Consider the following 16892-nt stretch of genomic DNA (forward strand, 5'->3'; position numbering starts at 1 on the left):
TCTAGGCCAGGGTACCCGGCGGCGTCGATCGTGGAATGTCGCCCGGAAGGCCCGCGATCACCGTCTGTCCCCGGTACCCGGCTTCCGCGTACGCCTCACAGAGCGGTGTCGTCCCACTGGTCGAGCAGGAGCTCGTCGAGCCCTTCAGTCTCCGGTGCGGTGTCGTGGTGCAGCAACTGTTCGGCCCAGATGACCTTGCCGGTGGTCGTGTAGCGGGTCCCCCAGCGTTCGGCGAAGCGTGCGACCAGGAAGAGTCCGCGGCCGCCTTCGTCGGTGTTCTTCGCCCGGCGCAGCCGCGGTGAGGTGCTGCTGCCGTCGGCGACCTCGAAGATCAGGCTGCCCGCATCGGGGCTGTCGGTCGGCTGAGTGCGCAGCAGCCGGACGGCGATGGGCTCGGCGCCGTAGCGGATGGCGTTGGTGATCAGCTCGCTGAGGATGAGTTCGGCGGTGAAAGCGGCCTGCTCCAGCCCCCACTCCGCCAGCCGACGGGCGCAGGCGGTGCGCACGGGGGCCACCGCCGCCGGGTCACGGGGCACGTCCCACTCCGCGACCTGATCCGGTCCCAGCCGGCACGTGCGGGCCACCAGCAGCGCGATGTCATCCCGGGGGCGGTCGGACAGCATGGCCTCCATCACCGCCGCGCAGGTGGCCTCCGGTGTGCGACCCGGGCCTGTCAGAGCGTCGCGCAGGGCATCCAGGCCGGCGCCCAGGTCCCGGGCACGGCCCTCGAGCAGCCCGTCGGTGTAGAGCACCAGCCGGGAGTCCTCGGGCACGGTGAACTCGGCGGTCTCGACAGGCAGACCGGCTCCGAGTCCCAGGGGCGGGGAGACGGGCAGCTGAGGGAAGTCGACGGTCCCGTCGGGCCGGACCAACGCCGGTCCCGGGTGGCCGGCGGTGGCGATGACCAGTCGCCCGGAGGTGGGGTCGTAGACGGCGTACTGGCAGGTCGCTCCTGTGATCATCTCCTGCCAGTGCTCCGCTGCGGTGACCTCCTCGGCGTCGATCTGCGCCACCAGCTCGTCCAGTCGGGCCAGCAGCTCCTCCACGGGCATGTCCAGGCCGGCGAAGTTGTGCACGGCGGTGCGCAGCCGGCCCATCGTCGCCGCGGCGTGCAGACCGTGGCCGACGACATCGCCCACGACCAGCGCCACCCGGGTACCGGACAGCGGGATGACGTCGAACCAGTCCCCGCCCACCCCGGCCTGGGCCGGCAGATAGCGGTAGGCGATCTCGAGGGCGGACTGCGCGGGCAGCGCGCGGGGCAGCAGGCGGTGCTGCAGGGCGACGGCCATCGAGTGTTCGCGGGTGTAGCGGCGGGCGTTGTCGATGCACACCGCTGCACGGGCGGCCAGCTCCTCGGCGAAGGACATGTCCTCGTCGTCGAACGGCGGGGTGTCCCTCGTGCGCCAGAAGCCCACCACGCCCAGCACCGCGCCGCGGGCGCGAAGGGGGGCCACGAGCATGGATTGGATGCCGTGAGCGAGGATCCGCAGGGCGGCTTCGCGCTGCTGGGCCCGCCAGGCCTCCGAGCGGCTCAGGTCCCCGACCAGAACCGGACGGCCCTCGGCCATCGCCGCAGAGACGGGATGGGCCGGGACGAGCCGGACCAGCTCGCGGACGGGGTGGAGGGGATGGCCCGCGTCGAGGCCGGCCACGGCGGTGCGGCGCAGCTCGGTGATCCCGGCGGGCGCGCCGGAGGTCTCCTCGCCGCGCAGGACCGGCTCCAGCAGATCGACGGTGACGACGTCGGCGAACCGGGTGACCGCCACCTCGGCCAGCTCCTCGGCCGTGCGCTTCACATCGAGCGTGGTGCCGATCCGCAGTCCGGCGTCGTAGAGCGACTGCAACCGTTCGCGTGCCACCTCCGCCCGGCCGGACAGTGCCCGCAGCTCGGTGGTGTCCCGCAGGGTGACCACGCTGCCGACCGGTCCGTGAGGTGCGGTGAGCCGCTTGCTGACGGCGAGCAGCCGGTCGGCCGCCAGGTACACCTCGTCGGTGGCGGGGCGGTCGGAGACCAGCAGCCCGGCGAGGTCCTCGTCCAGTCCCAGATCGGTGACGGGCCGCCGCTCCGCGTCCGCCGGTAGGCCCAGCAACCGTCGCGCCTCGTCGTTGGCCAGCAGCAGCCGGCCGTCATCGCCGACGATCAGCACTCCTTCCCGCACCGCGTGCAGCACCGCGTCGTGGTGCTCGTACATCCGGGTCATCTCGGTCGGTCCCAGGCCGTGGGTCTGCCGCCGCAACCGCCGGCTCACCAGACCCGACCCGCCGGCGGCGACGAGCAGGGCCGTGGCGGCGCCGCCGAGGAGGACGGGCAGCTGCCGGTTCACCCGGTGCTGCACCCTCTCGACCGTGACGGGCACGGAGACGATGGCCCTGACCGAACCGTCGGGACGCCTGACGGGCACCGCCGAGACCACGGAGAGCCCCAGTGAGCCCTTGAACGTACTTGTGAACGGCTTGCCGGTCGCCGCTGCCGCGTAGGGCCCGATGACACGTTTCCCCACCTGACCCGGGTCGCTGTGGGCGAGGGTGATGCCGTCCAGCCCGTAGACGATGACGGCGTCGACGCCTGCGGCCTTCCGGGCCGCCTCGGCGTCCGGCTGCAGCGCCGCGGTCGGGTTCGTGCTGTCCAGCGCCGCCACCACCCCCGGGGAGTTCGCGAAGGTCTGCGCCACGGCGAGCGTACGGTGGCGGGCGTCCGCCGTCACGTCACGTTGAGCCTGCACGACGAGCGCCACCAGGGCGGCGGCGACGAGCAGCATCACGACCGCCAGTTGGAGCAGGAAGACCTGGCCTGCGAGGCTGTGCACGCTCAGCAGCGAACGCGAGCGCCATGCCCCTCCCGCGTGACGTGGCCGACCGGGTCGATGAGTCCTCATGGACGCATCAGGCACGTCATGCCCAGATTGACCAGAAACTCCGCCCATATACCCTTTCTATCGTTTCTTGGTGTCCGACCACGAAGTGACCGGGCGGACTGCTCCACTCAGGTGCGGCGACCGGCTCGCGGGTCATGCCCGGTGCCCGCGGCGGGAAGCTCCGCGATCCGGTTCCGGGGCCGGAGCAGACCCCGGGGTGCGACGTCGGCCGGGCTGCGCCCGCTCGTCTCCTCGGCCCCGGCCGCCGCCGTCAGCGGGCCGAGGAGAGCGAGGGCGGCCCACGTCACGAAGACCGTGCCGAGCACACCGCCCGCGTAGCCCGTCCCCACCAGATCGGGCCGCGGATCACGCCCAGGCGGTTCATGGCGCCGTCCACGCCGGCGCAACACGGCGGTCCTGGCGTCGCTCTCCCGCACGAGCAGGCCGTCCTTCCACGAGCCGGTCCAGGCGCATGGGCACCCCGCCGAGGAGATCAGCCCCGAGGCGGCGGGCCACCCGGCGGTGAGCCGGTACCGGTGCACCGGTCCGGCGCAGCAACTGAGCACGTCGATGGACCGAGCCTCATTGATCACACAGATCGTGGTCCGGGCGAGGAGTTCGGACCGGCGGGGCGGTCCCGGTCGATGCCCTGGCCCCGGGGACCGCCCTCGCCCCGCGAGGCGGTCAGGCGCCGCGTGCTCAGACGGCGCTCAGCCCTCCGTCGACCACCAGGCTCTGTCCGGTGATGCAGGAGGCGCGGTCGGAGAGCAGGAAGGCGACGGCTTCGGCCGCCTCCCAGGCGGTGCCCTGGCGCCCGAGCGGTATGCGCGTGAACGAGGTGGTACGCGACGCCCGCCGGGCCGATGCCTCGCGGCCCACCGGTGTCCTCCATGTTCTCCATGGGTACTTTGACCCAGGCGCCCGGCCACCCCGGGCGGCGCGGGGTGCTCCGTGCCGGTCACGCCCGGGAGGCGAGGCGCCGCCATTCGTTCCATGTGTGGAGCCGCTCCCGGTAGGCCGCCTCGACCACCGGATAGGGGTAGGTGCCGAGGAAGAGCCGCAGGGGTGGTGCGTCGGTGTCGACGAGTTCGAGGACAACGGCGGCGGTGCCTCGCGCGTCCTGGGGGGTGCGGGCGGAGGCACCGGCCCGGCGCGCGGCGCGGACGCGTTCGTAGGCGGGCAGCGGCTCGGTGTGCACTGCGGAGGCCCCGGACCAGTCGGTGCCGTAGGGGCCGGGTTCAACGAGGGTCACGTGGATTCCGAAGGGGGCGATCTCCTGGGCCAGGGCCTCGCTCATCCCCTCCATGGCCCACTTGGAGGCGTTGTACAGCCCGAGCGTGGGGAAGGCGGCGAGACCACCGAGGCTGGAGACCTGCAGGATGTGACCACTGCCCTGGGCCCGCAGGTACGGCAGGGCCGCCTGCGTCACCCACAGCGCGCCGAACAGGTTGGTGTCGAGCTGGGCGCGGGCCTGTTCCTCGGTGGTTTCCTCGACCATGCCGAACAGGCCGTAGCCCGCGTTGTTGACGACCACGTCCAGGCGACCGAAGGTCTCGGCGGCCCGCCGCACCGCAGCGGTAACGGCGGTGCGGTCGGTCACGTCGAGTCTCATGGGGAGGACATCGTCCCCGTGGGCGTCCAGGAGAGGCCGCAGCGTCTCGGGATCGCGTGCCGTGGCGGCGACGCGGTCGCCGCGGTCGAGAGCGGCTTCGGCCCAGATACGGCCGAAGCCGCGGGAGGCGCCGGTGATGAACCAGGTCTTCATGGCATCGAGCCTGCGTCGTTTGCACCTCGGCAGCCAGCACCCTTGCAGGGTTACCCTCGCGGCATGGTGGCCGACAATCTTCTGGGAGATTTCCTCAAGGCCCGGCGCGGACGGGTCGCTCCGGCGGACGTGGCGGTGCCCGCCGGCGGGCGTCGCCGGGTGGCAGGACTGCGCCGGGAGGAACTGGCCCGGCTCGCCGGAATCAGCGAGCCGTACCTGGTCCGACTCGAACAGGGCGTCGACCGGCACCCTTCGCCCCAGGTGCTGCGCTCCCTCGCGCGGGCACTGAAGCTGGACGCCGACGCCTCCGCCCACCTGCACGCCCTCGCCGGTCCCGCCCCCGGGCCGCCGTCCCGGACCGAGGTCTCCGCGGACGTGCACCGGCTGCTCGACGCGTGGACGGACCGCCCTGCGTACGTGCGAAACCGATACTTCGACGTGCTCGCGGCGAACAAGCAGGCCCGTGCGCTCGCCCCGATGTACGAGCCCGGGAGCAACCTGGTCCGAGCGGTGTTCCTCGACCCGGCGTCCCGCCGGCTCTTCCCCGACTGGGCGGAGATAGCCGCGCAGACCGCAGCAGCCCTGCGTGCCGAAGCAGACCCACGCGACCCCAAAGCCGTCCGCCTCGTAGCCGAGTTGGAGGCGGATGAGGAGTTCCGTCGTCTGTGGATGCGGCACGAGACGCGGCCCGCCCGTGACGAACTCAAGCGCTTCGCGCACCCGGTCGTCGGCAGCCTCGCCCTGCGAAGGCAGGCGCTCACCGTCGGCGGCGCCGAGCAACAGGTGATCATCGTGTATCAGGCGACGGCCGGCAGCCCGTCCGAAGCAGCCCTGGCGCGTCTTCCAACGGTCGCTGACCCGGCCGCCGCGAGGAACGCGTCGTGAGCAGTGTGAGAGACGTGCGGTACGGCGGGCGTTCGCGCAGGCGGTGGGTGGCCGCGGGCGGCCTCGTCGTTCCGCCGGGACTGTACGGCGATGCCGCCGAGGACGAATTGCCAGGCGGCATCCGCGACAACGTCGGCGAAGCCGCCTCGGCCGTCATGCCGGCACCCGCCTGGCGCCGCGCCGCACCCCGGCGCGTCAGGGCCGCGTTGCCCACCGCCCGCCGACTCATGTCCGGCAGCCGCGACGAGCGCCACGCATCCGGCCCCGGACCTCTTCGACCCGCGCCGCGCCCAGGGTGGCCATCCGGCCTTCTCCCAGGGCAATCCACCTGTGGCGGAGGCACCACTGGCCAGGCGTTCGGCGTACCACAGCAGGCCGTCCAGCAGGCCGTCGGCCGGTTCAACGTAGCGCCGACCGTGCTGCGCGCCAGGGGACGCCACCGCAGCCCCGGCTTCGGGTACGCCCGTCGTCGTTGGCAAGTTCGCTCCACAGCCACAGACCGGGTCGTCCGGTGTGCGCACTTCTGCCGGACGGAGCATGACGACCGGGCAAGCAAAAGCGAAGTTTGTGGACTTCGGCGGAAAAAGGGGTGTGCAGCAACCGGGCAGCCCGGAAACCTTGTGGAACGCCGGCCGGCGCCAGAGAGAGAGCTTCGCCGTTCCGGTCGGCCACCCACTACACGCACAGGCACGAAGGGAACCCACATGTCCAAGCCCACCGCCCGGACGTCTCTACGGCAGCTTCTCGTGGCCGCTGGGGTGCTCATCGCCGTGGCGCTGTCCACAGCCCCTTCCCACGCAGCGCAGCCGTCCTTACGGTCCGCGCCGGCCGACTGCCCCAAGGGCTACTTCTGCGGCTACAAGAAGTCCAACTTCCAGTCGCTCGGGTTCCGGTACAAGGACTGTTACCAGCAGGAGATTCCCGACGGCATGGGCAGTGGAGGCTCCTGGTACAACAACCAGACCGCGGGCACGCAGACAGGGATGTACGGGAAGGACGGGGGATGGCTCTACACGACTCCCGGCGCCCCCTCCTCGGACCCCTACGCCAGCTGGGGCCCTGTCTGGTCTGTCTGGAACTACTGCTGAGGCACGTAACCGCTCGCCAGCCGAAGCGGCTGCGCACCACCATCGCCCAGCGAGGTGACTGAGACGCAAGGCCAGCGGCGCACCACACCTCGGCCCGGGCCACCGCACGGCGCCCGGGCCGTCTCTCTTCGCTCAGCGGTCGCGCAGACAGGGCGGCCGCTCATGGTCGGCGTTGGGGGCGTACATCCCAGCGGTGGGTGGCCCACGCCCGGCGGACCAGGCGACGCACGGTGATAATGGTATCGGCGAGGTCGAAGAAGGCTTCGATGACCGTGCTCCGGCGTTCGCAACAGCGGGCGAGCCGGTGGAAGGCGTTCTGCCAGGCGTGGGCGCGCCCGAATTGGTCCGAGAGCGGTTCGATCAGCCATGGAGGCAGGGCAGTCACAGAGTTCTGCAGTGCTCGCAGAGCATCTCAATTCCCTGATCACGGCAGCTGGGTCTGTCCCGTTCACGCCCAGTCTCCCCGCCACTTCAAAGCGTCGACCACACCGTTCAGCCGATCCGCGTGCGCAGGTGCTCCAGCGCCGCTTTCAGCGCGTCCCCGGCCGCGACTGCCAGGTCGGGCTCACCACCGACGCCTTCCCAGTTGGTGCCGGTGATCGGGTTGATCGAGCGGGCGGCGGGAACGGTCACGGTGACGTGCGGGGTGACCGGAATACGGTCCGTGGGGTGGGCGCCACCGCTGGTGGTCTGGCCGACCAAGGTGGCGCTCCCCCGCACCTTCAGGTTGTGCACCGGTTCCTCTCCGCCGGAGAAGGTGAGGTCACTGGTCAGTACGGTGACCGGGCGGTCCAGGTAGCGCGGTACGGCGAGGTGCCCGAGGGTCCAGTACTGAAGTGGTCGCGCGGACCGCGTGGCGCGTTGCAGTCCACCTGGCTCCGTCCTTCGCAGGCGACGCCGGCGCGGTCGGCCCGCCGGGGCGAGCCGCGCGGAGGGCGCGTGCGGAGACCGGCCAAATATCTGCGGGTACCCGGTTCAACATCCGCTATTCCTGTCCAATATGGATGAACCCCACGATCGTCGGAGGGGTGTCCGATTGCTTTGTGTGAGCCCGGCAGGCTGGGTTAGCCTGCGGCGTATTTTCTCATCGGGCGGATCCGTGAACTGCGGTGACGCCTACGCCGATCGCCGGGTCAGGCCGCGTGCCCGGCGCGGGTTCCGAGTCCTCCGCGTGAGGGCTCAAGGGGAGCGGAACGAGGGTGCGCATGACTGGCAAAGCGACCGCGACGACTCGCGCGGTCCACGGTGACGAGGAACTGAGAAGGCTGCTCGCGGGGCTGACAGCGGTGCGGGACGGGGACTTCGGCACCCGGCTGCCGGAAGAATCCCCGGGGCTCCTGGGCGACATCGCCACCGTCTTCAACGGTATGGTCGACCAGTTGTCCGTTTTCACCTCCGAGGTGACCCGCGTGGCGCGCGAGGTCGGCACCGAGGGCACCCTGGGCGGCCAGGCTCAAGTACCCGGCGTCTCCGGCACCTGGGCCGATCTCACCGACTCCGTCAACGCGATGGCGGGCAACCTCACCACCCAGGTCCGGGACATCGCCCAGGTGGCCACCGCGGTGGCCAAGGGAGATCTGTCGCAGAAGATCGACGTGCCGGCGCACGGTGAGATCCTTCAGTTGAAGGAGACCGTCAACACGATGGTCGACCAGCTCTCCGCCTTCGCCGACGAGGTCACGCGGGTGGCACGCGAGGTCGGCACCGAGGGCAGGCTCGGTGGCCAGGCCCAGGTACCGGGCGTTGCGGGTGTCTGGCGGGACTTGACGGATTCGGTCAATTTCATGGCCGGGAATCTGACCGCTCAGGTGCGCAATGTCGCCCAGGTGACGACGGCGGTGGCGCAGGGTGATCTCTCGCAGAAGATCACGGTGGACGCCAGGGGTGAGATCCTCGAACTGAAGAACACCATCAACACGATGGTGGACCAGTTGTCGGCGTTCGCCGACGAGGTCACGCGGGTGGCACGCGAGGTCGGCACCGACGGCCGGCTCGGCGGCCAGGCGGACGTCAAGGGCGTCAAGGGCACCTGGCGGGACTTGACGGATTCGGTCAATTTCATGGCCGGGAATCTGACCGCTCAGGTGCGCAATGTCGCCCAGGTGGCCACGGCGGTGGCGCAGGGTGATCTCTCGCAGAAGATCACGGTGGACGCCAGGGGTGAGATCCTCGAACTGAAGAACACCATCAACACGATGGTGGACCAGTTGTCGGCGTTCGCCGACGAGGTCACGCGGGTGGCACGCGAGGTCGGCACCGAGGGCCGGCTCGGCGGCCAGGCCCAGGTGCGCGGGGTCGCCGGCACCTGGAAGGACCTCACGGACAACGTCAACGTGATGGCCTCCAACCTCACCGGCCAGGTGCGCTCCATCGCCGAGGTCGCCGAGGCCGTCGCCAGGGGTGATCTCTCGCAGAAGATCACTGTGGAGGCCAAGGGCGAGGTCGCCGCGCTCGCCGACGTCATCAACACCATGGTCGACACCCTGTCGGCGTTCGCGGGCGAGGTCACGCGCGTGGCCCGCGAAGTGGGCACCGAGGGGCGGCTCGGCGGCCAGGCGCATGTGCCCAACGTGGCCGGCACCTGGAAGGACCTCACCGACAACGTCAACTCCATGGCCAACAACCTCACCGGCCAGGTGCGCAACATCGCCCTGGTCACGACAGCCGTGGCCAAGGGCGACCTGTCGAAGAAGATCGACGTCGACGCGCGCGGCGAGATCCTCGAACTGAAGACGACCATCAACACGATGGTGGATCAGCTGTCGGCGTTCGCGGACGAGGTCACGCGGGTGGCCCGCGAGGTCGGCACCGAGGGCCGGCTCGGCGGGCAGGCCGAGGTCGAAGGGGTCTCCGGCACCTGGAAACGGCTCACCGAGAACGTCAACGAACTCGCCGGGAACCTGACCCGGCAGGTCCGTGCGATCGCCGACGTGGCCAGCGCCGTCGCCAAGGGCGATCTGACCCGTTCCATCACCGTGGAGGCCTCCGGCGAGGTCGCAGACCTCAAGGACAACATCAATTCCATGGTGGAGTCGCTGCGCGAGAGCACTCTGGCCAACCAGGAACAAGACTGGCTCAAGACCAACCTCGCCCTGATCTCCGGCCTGATGCAGGGCCACCGTGACCTGTCCGTCGTAGCCGAGCTGATCATGGACGAGCTGGTGCCCCAGGTTTCCGCGCAGTACGGTGCCTTCTACCTCGCCGAGGACGGCGAGGCGGGACCCGAGCTGCGGCTCGTCGGCTCCTACGGCCGCCCCGAGGGGGACGACCGGCCGGACCGGATCCCCTTCGGCCGCTCCCTGGTCGGCCAGGCCGCGCGCAGCCGCCGTACGATCGCCGTGGACGAGCTGCCGGCCGGATACATCACCATCTCGTCCGGACTGGGGCAGACCCAACCCACCGCGCTGTTGCTGCTGCCCATCCTCTTCGAAGAGCAGGTGCTCGGCGTCATCGAACTGGCCTCCGTCACCCGGTTCACGGCGATCCAGCGGGACTTCCTCCAGCAGCTCGTCGACACCATCGGCGTCAACGTCAACACGATCGTCGCCAACGCCCGCACCGACGAACTCCTCGAAGAGTCCCAGCGGCTCACCAGCGAACTTCAGGCCCGCTCGGCCGAGTTGCAGATCCGGCAGGAGGAGCTGCAGCAGTCCAACGCGGAACTGGAGGAGAAGGCCTCGCTGCTCGCCGAGCAGAACCGCGACATCGAAGCGAAGAACCTGCAGATCGAGCAAGCCCGGCAGGAACTGGAGGCGCGCGCCCAGCAGTTGTCTCTGGCCTCGAAGTACAAATCCGAGTTCCTGGCCAACATGAGCCACGAGCTGCGCACTCCGCTCAACAGCCTGCTCATCCTCGCCCAGTTGCTCGCTCAGAACCCCTCCCGCAACCTCACCCCGAAGCAGGTCGAGTACGCGGGCATCATCCACTCGGCGGGCTCCGACCTGCTCCAGCTGATCAACGACATCCTGGACTTGTCCAAGGTCGAGGCCGGCAAGATGGACGTGACGCCCGAGCGCGTCTCGCTGCGTCGGCTCATCGAGTACGTCGAGGCCACGTTCCGGCCGATGACCTCGCAGAAGAGCCTCGAGTTCACCGTCACCACATCAGCGGGCGCACCCGCCGACCTCCTCACCGACGACTCCCGGCTCCGCCAGATCCTGCGCAATCTGCTGTCCAACGCGGTGAAGTTCACCGAACAGGGCGCGGTCGAACTGCGTGTCGAACCCGTCGGCGACGACGAGGTGCCCGCGGGCGTGGTGCGCGGCGGCGCGGTGGTCGCGTTCCGGGTGAAGGACACCGGCATCGGCATCCCGGAGCAGCAGCTGGAGACGATCTTCGGTGCGTTCCAGCAGGCGGACGGCACCACCAGCCGCAAATACGGCGGCACCGGACTCGGCCTCTCCATCACCCGGGAGATCGCCCACCTGCTCGGCGGCGCCGTCACCGTCGACAGCACCCCGGGCAAGGGCAGCACCTTCACGCTGTTCCTGCCCGTGGCCCGCCCCGACTTCGACGAACACCTCCGCGGCGCGCGTGACACCGCCACGTCGGCCGAACAGGACCGGGAGGACGGCACGACCTCGTCCACACCGCCCGGAGCCGCAACCCCCGTGCTGTCGAGAGGACAGCGAGCGCGCAGGCTGCTCGTCGTGGAGGAACGCCCGCGCGGTCTGTTGACCCTCGTCGCGGAGAGTGTCGTCGGCGACCTGGAACACGGCCACGGCGACGGCACGCCCGTCGACATCATCACCGCGATCGGCGCCCAGGAAGCGGCCGGCGCCCTCGCCGCCGAGCCCTGCCACTGCGTCGTCGTGGAACTCGGCCGGCCCGACGGGGAGTCGGCACGGTTCCTGGACGCGCTGCGCGGCGACTCCGCTCTCGCCGGCGTCCCCGTGCTGGTGCACAGCTCGCGCGGGGGGCACCACGAGACCGAACCGGGCGGCTCGCTGGAGTACCTGTCCAGCCTGGACGAGCTGCGGGAGCGAATCGCCCTGCACCTGTCCGCCGAGGAGCCCGGCGAGGTGCTCGCCCTGGTCCGCGGCGACGAAGTCCCGCACACGTCACAAGCCCCGGCAGGACGGTACGGCCGCGGCCGTACCGTCCTGGTCGTGGATGACGACGCGCGGAACCTGTTCGCGCTCAGCGGCATCCTCGAACTGCACGGCTTCCGCGTCCTGCACGCGGAGAACGGCCGCAAGGGCATCGAGACGCTGATGAGCAACCCGGATGTCGAACTGGTCCTGATGGACGTGATGATGCCCGAGATGGACGGGTACGCGGCCACCGCCGAGATCCGCAGCCTGCCGCAGTACGCCGACCTGCCGGTGATCGCCGTGACGGCCAAGGCGATGCAGGGCGACCGGGAGAAGAGCCTCACCTCCGGGGCCAGCGACTACGTCACGAAGCCGGTGGACACCGATGACCTCATCGCCTGCGTCCGACGCTGGTTGCCCGCATGACGACGGCCACGGCATCGCGCATCCGACCGACCGCAGGCCGAGGAGCAGCCATCCGATGACCACCCACGAACCGCCCGCCGAACCGGCCACGCCGAACGCCGTGCCCGGCCCGCGCCCGGCGGTGGACGCCACGTCGGCCGAGATGCCCGAGATCCCTCCGGTGGGCAGGCTCGCCGCCACCGTGGACCGGTTGCGCCGAGAGGTACGGGCCGCACAGGCGGAGGCCGAGGGCCGGGCCCTGATCGAACTGGCCAAGGGCATCCTGGTCGAGCGGCTGGGCTGCGGCCCCGCCCAGGCCGCCCGGCAGCTCGCCGAACTGACCGAGCAGGCGCAGGTGACACCACTGGAACTCGCCGTGGACATCATCAACCAGGCGGCCAAGGACCGGGTCGCGGAGGTGACCGAGGCGTTCCTGGCCGCGACCGCCGACCACTCCGGCCCCGTCGAGGCCTCCGCCGCCGTACGGTTGCGCGCGGCCGAGAGCGGCGTCCTGGCCGCCCCCGACACCCAGGCGATGGCCGACTCGCTACTCGAGCACGCCCTGCGCCCGCTCGGTGCCGTCGCCGTGGCCATCTGGGCGGCCGGCTCGGAGGGCTCGCTCGTCCTCGCCGGCAACGCCGGTTTCCCCCCGGCCGAGGCGACCCGCTGGCGCTACGTCCCGCCTGACGTGGTCACGGTGGCCCGGCGCGGACTGACCGAGCCCGGCGGGCAGTGGCTGCCCTCGCTCGCCGCCTCCGGACTTCCGACGATCGGCCGGCGCGACTACGCCGACGGCGCCCGGATCGCCGTGCCCGCCGGAGCGGGGGGACGGATCCACGGCGTCCTGGAGATCGCCTGGCCCAAGCCCCAGAGCCCGCTGCCGCGCCCGGTGATACGGCAGGTGGAGACTCTCGCCGAACTGTGTGCGCACACCCTGGAGGCCTTCGTGTCCTCCGTCGGGGCCGCGCACGAATCCCGGGCGGTGCCGGAGCTGATCGACCTGGCGGACGGCCTGCACGATCCGGCCCTGGTCCTCGTGCCGCACCTCGACGAGGCCGGGCGACTCGTCGACTTCCGGATCCAGCACGTCAACAGCCGCTTCCGTGACCCGGCGGGCCGACCGCGGGCCGTTGTCAGCGGCGCACTGCTGCTGGAGGCCTACCCGATGGCCGCCGACGTCAGCGACCTGTTCCAGCGCGTCGAGCGGGTCTACGCCACCGGAGAGCCGTTCCGCGCCCAGCGCATGCGGCTCACCGCCCTCGTCGACCAGGTTCCGCTCTGCGCGGTCGCCGACATCAGCATCAGCCGCCACGGCTCCTGCGTGCTGCTCATCTGGCGCATCGAGGACGAGACAGCCCGCCTGGCCAGTCTCCTCCAGCACGCCCAGCGGCTCGGCCGGATCGGCGGTTTCGAGGAGAACCTGCTGACCGGCGAGATCACCTGGAACAGCCAGCTGTTCAGCCTCTACGGTCGTCCGCCCACGAGCCTCCCTGTCGCCCTGGAAGACCTGCCCGCGTACTCCCACCCGGACGACACCGTATCGATCGGACGGTTCCTGCGCACGCTGCTGCACCACCGCAGGCCGGCGTCGGCCGCCTTTCGGCTGCAGCGCCCGGACGGGGTGACCCGGCACATGCGCGTGGTTGCCGAACCGCTCCTCGACACAGAGGGTCAGCTGTGCGGCGTCCGCGGCGCCTACCAGGACATCTCCGCTCAGCATTGGACCGAGGTGGCGCTCGCCGCGACCCGCGACCAGCTCGCTCACACCGAACAGCAGGCCGTCGAGCGCAACCGGCTCGCCCTCCAGCTCCAGCACGCGATCATGCCTCCCGCCCAGGCTCCGCTGCGCGTGCCCGGCCTGCAGGTGGCAGTGCGCTACCGGCCGGCCGAGACGGAGCATCTGGTCGGCGGTGACTGGTACGACGCCGTCGTGCTGCCCTCAGGACTGGTACTGCTGTGCGTCGGAGACGTCGCCGGACACGGGATCGACGCGGCCACCAACATGGTCGTACTGCGCAACGCGCTCCGTGGTCTCGCCGTCACGGGAGCCGGCCCGGGGCAGCTGCTGTCCTGGCTGAACATCGTCGCCCACCATCTGACGGGCGCCGTCACCGCGACCGCCGTGTGCGGGCTGTACGACGGTGAACGGCGAATCCTGCGCTGGGCGCGAGCCGGGCATCCGCCGCCGGTGCTGGTGCGCCAGGCCGAGGCCACCGTGCTGCCCACCCTCAGGGGTCTGCTGCTGGGTGCCCTGCCGGAGGCGGTGTACGAGGAGACGGAGATGCAACTGGCCGAGGGAGACACCCTCCTTATGTACACCGACGGGCTGATCGAGCGCCGGGACCGCTCGGTGGAGGAATCCCTGGCCCATCTGCTGGACACGGCGCGTCCGGGGTCCGGGACCCTGGACCAGCAACTCGACCGGCTGCTCACCTACAGCAGGTCGGACACCGACGACGACACCTGCATCGTGGGCATCAGGGTCGACTGACCTTCGCTTCGTGGCGAAGACCTCTCGATCGCAGAAGAGTTTCCGGCGCCGGCCCATCGCACGGTCCGGACCGCCGTCGCAGGGCCGCGTGCGGGCGCGGGCGTCCGCTCTGCATGCCGCGCCGCAACCATCCCGTCTTCCGCCGGTGACGGTTCTTCGAGGACGTCCGGCTCACGGCAGCCCCAGCGAGGCGAAGGACATCGCCTGGTTCACCCCCGCCGGACGGGAGATGACCGACACCGACTGGGACACGGGCTTCGCCAGGTCCCTGATGGTCCACCTCAACGGCAAGGCCATCACGGAACCGGACCTGAGGGGCCTGCCCGCGGTGGACGGCTCGTTCCTTCTCCTCTTCAACGCCCACAGCCAGCCGCTTGCCTTCACCGTCCCCGAGGAGCTCGGCCCATGGTGGGCGGTGGAGGTGGACACGGCCATCCCCTGCGCCGAGTACCGGCCGCTGATCAACAGCGGCAGCGAGGTGGAGGTGGAGGCGCGCTCCATGCTCGTGCTCCGCGCTCACCGGGACGGCTGACTTCAGCCGGCGCTGAACCGCTGCTGGTAGGGCAGCGGTTCATGGTGCCCGGCCGGCATTCTCCCCCCGGTTGGGCTCAGTTCGGCTCTCCATGGCTGCGTACGACCTCTTTGACCTTGGCCAGTGCGAATCCCCAGCCCTGCTCGACGGTCGGCTTGGCCGGGACGGCGATCTCGTCGGGGTTGGTGAGGACGTCGAGCAGGACCGGGCCCGGGGCCTGGAGAGCGCGGCGCACGGCGCCCTCCACCTCGGCCGGGTCCGTCACGCGGATGCCGGTGATGCCCATGGCCTCGGCGACGGCGGCGAAGTCGGGATTGTCGAGCACGGTGCCGAACTCGGGCAGTCCTGCCTGCTCCTGTTCGAGTTTCACCATGCCCAGCCGGCGGTTGTCGAAGACGACGAGCTTGACGGGCAGGCAGTACGTCTTCAGGGTCATGAGGTCGCCGAGGAGCATGCTCAGTCCGCCGTCGCCGCAGAAGGCCACCACCTGGCGTTCACGGTCCAGGCACTGGGCGCCCAGTGCCTGCGGCATCGCGTTGGCCATCGAGCCGAGGTTGTAGGAGCCGATCAGAAGCCGGTCGCCGCGCATGTCGACGAAGCGCGAGAGCCACACGGTGGCCATGCCCGTGTCGGAGGTGAAGACGGCGTCGTCGGCCGCGATCCGGTCGACGGCCGCGGCCAGCGCCTCGGGCCGGATGGCGTGGTGGCGGTTGTCCAGCGCAGAGCGGACGCGGCCCACGAGGCCCTTGTCGTGGGCGGGGTCGGCGAGCCGGGCCTGCCCGGCCCGCCACTGGTCGAAGTGCTCACGCGCCTTCTCCAGGTGGGAGCGGTCGCGTGCGCCCTCGGCACCCGCGGGTGGGGCGGTGAGATGGTCCAGCAGGTCGCGTACGGTGGCGCCGGTGTCCCCCACGAGGCCGACGTCGACCGGTACGCGGCGTCCGATGTGGGTGGCCTCGGTGTCCACCTGAATCACGGTCCGGCCCTCGGGATACCAGTCCCGGTAGGGGAAGTCGGTGCCGAGCAGGAGAAGGGTGTCCGCGTCCTGGAGGGCCACCGCGGCGGCGGGGTTGCCGATCAGGCCCGTCTGGCCGACCTGGAAGGGGTTGGCCTCGCCCTCGAAGCCCGCCTTGGCCTTCAGGGTGAGCACCATCGGTGCGGCCAGGCGGTGGGCGAGGGCGAGGACGTCGTCGCGGGCGGCGCGGGCGCCCGCCCCGACCAGCAGGGTGGTCCGTTCGGAGCGGTCGAGGAGTTCCGCGGCGCGGCGTACGGCCGGCTCATCCGGCCGGCTCACCGGAGGGTTCAGGGAGAACCGGGCGGGCCGGTCAGCGGTCAGCTCCCGATCGCCCAGGTCGCCCGGCACGGTGAGGACGGCGACGCCCCTGCGGCCCCGTGCGTGGCGCACCGCCGTCTCCAGCATCTGCGGCAGCTGGTCGGGCGAGGTGACGGTAGCGCGGAAGACGGCCACGTCGCTGAAGAGTGCGTCGTTGTCGACTTCCTGGAAGTAGTCGCTGCCGAGTTCGGCGAGCGGTACCTGGCCGGCGATGGCCAGGACCGGAGCGTGGCTCTTGGCCGCGTCGTACAGGCCGTTGAGGAGGTGGACGGAACCGGGTCCGACGGTGCCCATGCACACGCCGAGGATCCCGGTGAGCTGCGACTGGGCGCTCGCGGCGAAGGCCGCCGCCTCCTCGTGCCGGCACCCCACCCATTCCAGGCCCTCGGTGGTGCGGATGGCGTCGGTCAGGGGGTTGAGCGCGTCTCCCACGACGCCGAACACCTGGCGTACGCCGAGCTCGCTCAGCGCGTCCACGATGACGCGGGCAACAGTACGGGCCACG

Annotated in this window: 11 protein-coding genes and 1 pseudogene; 5 read left to right on the forward strand and 7 right to left on the reverse strand. The window is 70.9% G+C overall.

From position 1 onward, the window contains the following. Window positions 1-95: 95 nt before the first annotated feature. The 4 genes from ACZ60X_RS26990 to ACZ60X_RS27005 form a co-directional block, all read right to left on the reverse strand. Window positions 96-2879 (reverse strand): SpoIIE family protein phosphatase, encoded by a 2784-nt coding sequence (locus ACZ60X_RS26990; RefSeq protein ID WP_469603449.1) that lies wholly within the window; start codon window positions 2877-2879, stop codon window positions 96-98. A gap of 107 nt (window positions 2880-2986) precedes the next feature. Beyond that, window positions 2987-3451 carry a hypothetical protein gene (locus tag ACZ60X_RS26995; RefSeq protein WP_469603452.1) on the reverse strand — a complete coding sequence of 155 codons (465 nt, stop codon included), beginning with the start codon at window positions 3449-3451 and terminating at the stop codon, window positions 2987-2989. A 106-nt stretch (window positions 3452-3557) separates the two neighbouring features. After that, a complete protein-coding gene (locus ACZ60X_RS27000; RefSeq protein ID WP_469603455.1) occupies window positions 3558-3737 on the reverse strand; it encodes an SDR family oxidoreductase in 180 nt (59 codons plus the stop codon). Window positions 3738-3816: 79 nt separating this feature from the next. Continuing rightward, complete coding sequence (locus tag ACZ60X_RS27005; protein ID WP_469603458.1) at window positions 3817-4623, reverse strand: SDR family NAD(P)-dependent oxidoreductase; 807 nt, start codon at window positions 4621-4623, stop codon at window positions 3817-3819. A gap of 63 nt (window positions 4624-4686) precedes the next feature. Here ACZ60X_RS27005 and ACZ60X_RS27010 point away from each other — a divergent pair, with 63 nt between their 5' ends. Then, window positions 4687-5508 carry a helix-turn-helix domain-containing protein gene (locus ACZ60X_RS27010; protein WP_469603460.1) on the forward strand — a complete coding sequence of 274 codons (822 nt, stop codon included), beginning with the start codon at window positions 4687-4689 and terminating at the stop codon, window positions 5506-5508. 704 nt (window positions 5509-6212) lie between these two features. Further along, complete coding sequence (locus tag ACZ60X_RS27015) at window positions 6213-6596, forward strand: hypothetical protein (RefSeq protein ID WP_469603463.1); 384 nt, start codon at window positions 6213-6215, stop codon at window positions 6594-6596. Window positions 6597-6756: 160 nt separating this feature from the next. On the opposite strand, the pseudogene ACZ60X_RS27020 reads toward ACZ60X_RS27015, so the two are convergent. Together ACZ60X_RS27020 and ACZ60X_RS27025 are read right to left on the reverse strand one after the other, a co-directional pair. After that, a pseudogene (locus ACZ60X_RS27020) lies at window positions 6757-7005 on the reverse strand (IS5/IS1182 family transposase); the annotation flags it as partial. 83 nt (window positions 7006-7088) lie between these two features. Next, the gene (locus ACZ60X_RS27025) at window positions 7089-7556 is read right to left on the reverse strand and encodes a S41 family peptidase (RefSeq protein ID WP_469603667.1); all 468 of its coding nucleotides are present in this window, start codon (window positions 7554-7556) and stop codon (window positions 7089-7091) included. A gap of 245 nt (window positions 7557-7801) precedes the next feature. On the opposite strand from ACZ60X_RS27025, the gene ACZ60X_RS27030 reads away from it, so the two are divergent. From ACZ60X_RS27030 to ACZ60X_RS27040, 3 genes are all read left to right on the forward strand, one after another. Next, window positions 7802-12055: a HAMP domain-containing protein gene (locus ACZ60X_RS27030; protein ID WP_469603467.1), complete on the forward strand. Its 4254-nt coding sequence runs from the start codon at window positions 7802-7804 to the stop codon at window positions 12053-12055. Window positions 12056-12110: 55 nt separating this feature from the next. Continuing rightward, window positions 12111-14525, forward strand: a complete 2415-nt coding sequence (locus ACZ60X_RS27035) for a SpoIIE family protein phosphatase (protein WP_469603469.1) — start codon at window positions 12111-12113, stop codon at window positions 14523-14525. Between the two features lie 145 nt (window positions 14526-14670). Beyond that, complete coding sequence (locus tag ACZ60X_RS27040) at window positions 14671-15057, forward strand: hypothetical protein (protein ID WP_469603472.1); 387 nt, start codon at window positions 14671-14673, stop codon at window positions 15055-15057. Between the two features lie 76 nt (window positions 15058-15133). On the opposite strand, the gene ACZ60X_RS27045 is transcribed toward ACZ60X_RS27040, so the two are convergent. Next, complete coding sequence (locus ACZ60X_RS27045) at window positions 15134-16891, reverse strand: thiamine pyrophosphate-dependent enzyme (protein ID WP_469603475.1); 1758 nt, start codon at window positions 16889-16891, stop codon at window positions 15134-15136. Between the last annotated feature and the right edge of the window lies 1 nt (window position 16892).

This window comes from Streptomyces sp. NPDC104106 (assembly GCF_055584345.1).

What these genes read in the sequence shown, in the direction of transcription:
- ACZ60X_RS27030 (WP_469603467.1), top strand. Translation starts at nt 7,802, where the DNA reads ATGACTGGCAAAGCGACCGCGACGACTCGCGCGGTCCACGGTGACGAG.
- ACZ60X_RS27015 (WP_469603463.1), top strand. Translation starts at nt 6,213, where the DNA reads ATGTCCAAGCCCACCGCCCGGACGTCTCTACGGCAGCTTCTCGTGGCC.
- ACZ60X_RS26990 (WP_469603449.1), bottom strand. Translation starts at nt 2,879, where the DNA reads ATGAGGACTCATCGACCCGGTCGGCCACGTCACGCGGGAGGGGCATGG.
- ACZ60X_RS27010 (WP_469603460.1), top strand. Translation starts at nt 4,687, where the DNA reads ATGGTGGCCGACAATCTTCTGGGAGATTTCCTCAAGGCCCGGCGCGGA.
- ACZ60X_RS27035 (WP_469603469.1), top strand. Translation starts at nt 12,111, where the DNA reads ATGACCACCCACGAACCGCCCGCCGAACCGGCCACGCCGAACGCCGTG.
- ACZ60X_RS27005 (WP_469603458.1), bottom strand. Translation starts at nt 4,623, where the DNA reads ATGAAGACCTGGTTCATCACCGGCGCCTCCCGCGGCTTCGGCCGTATC.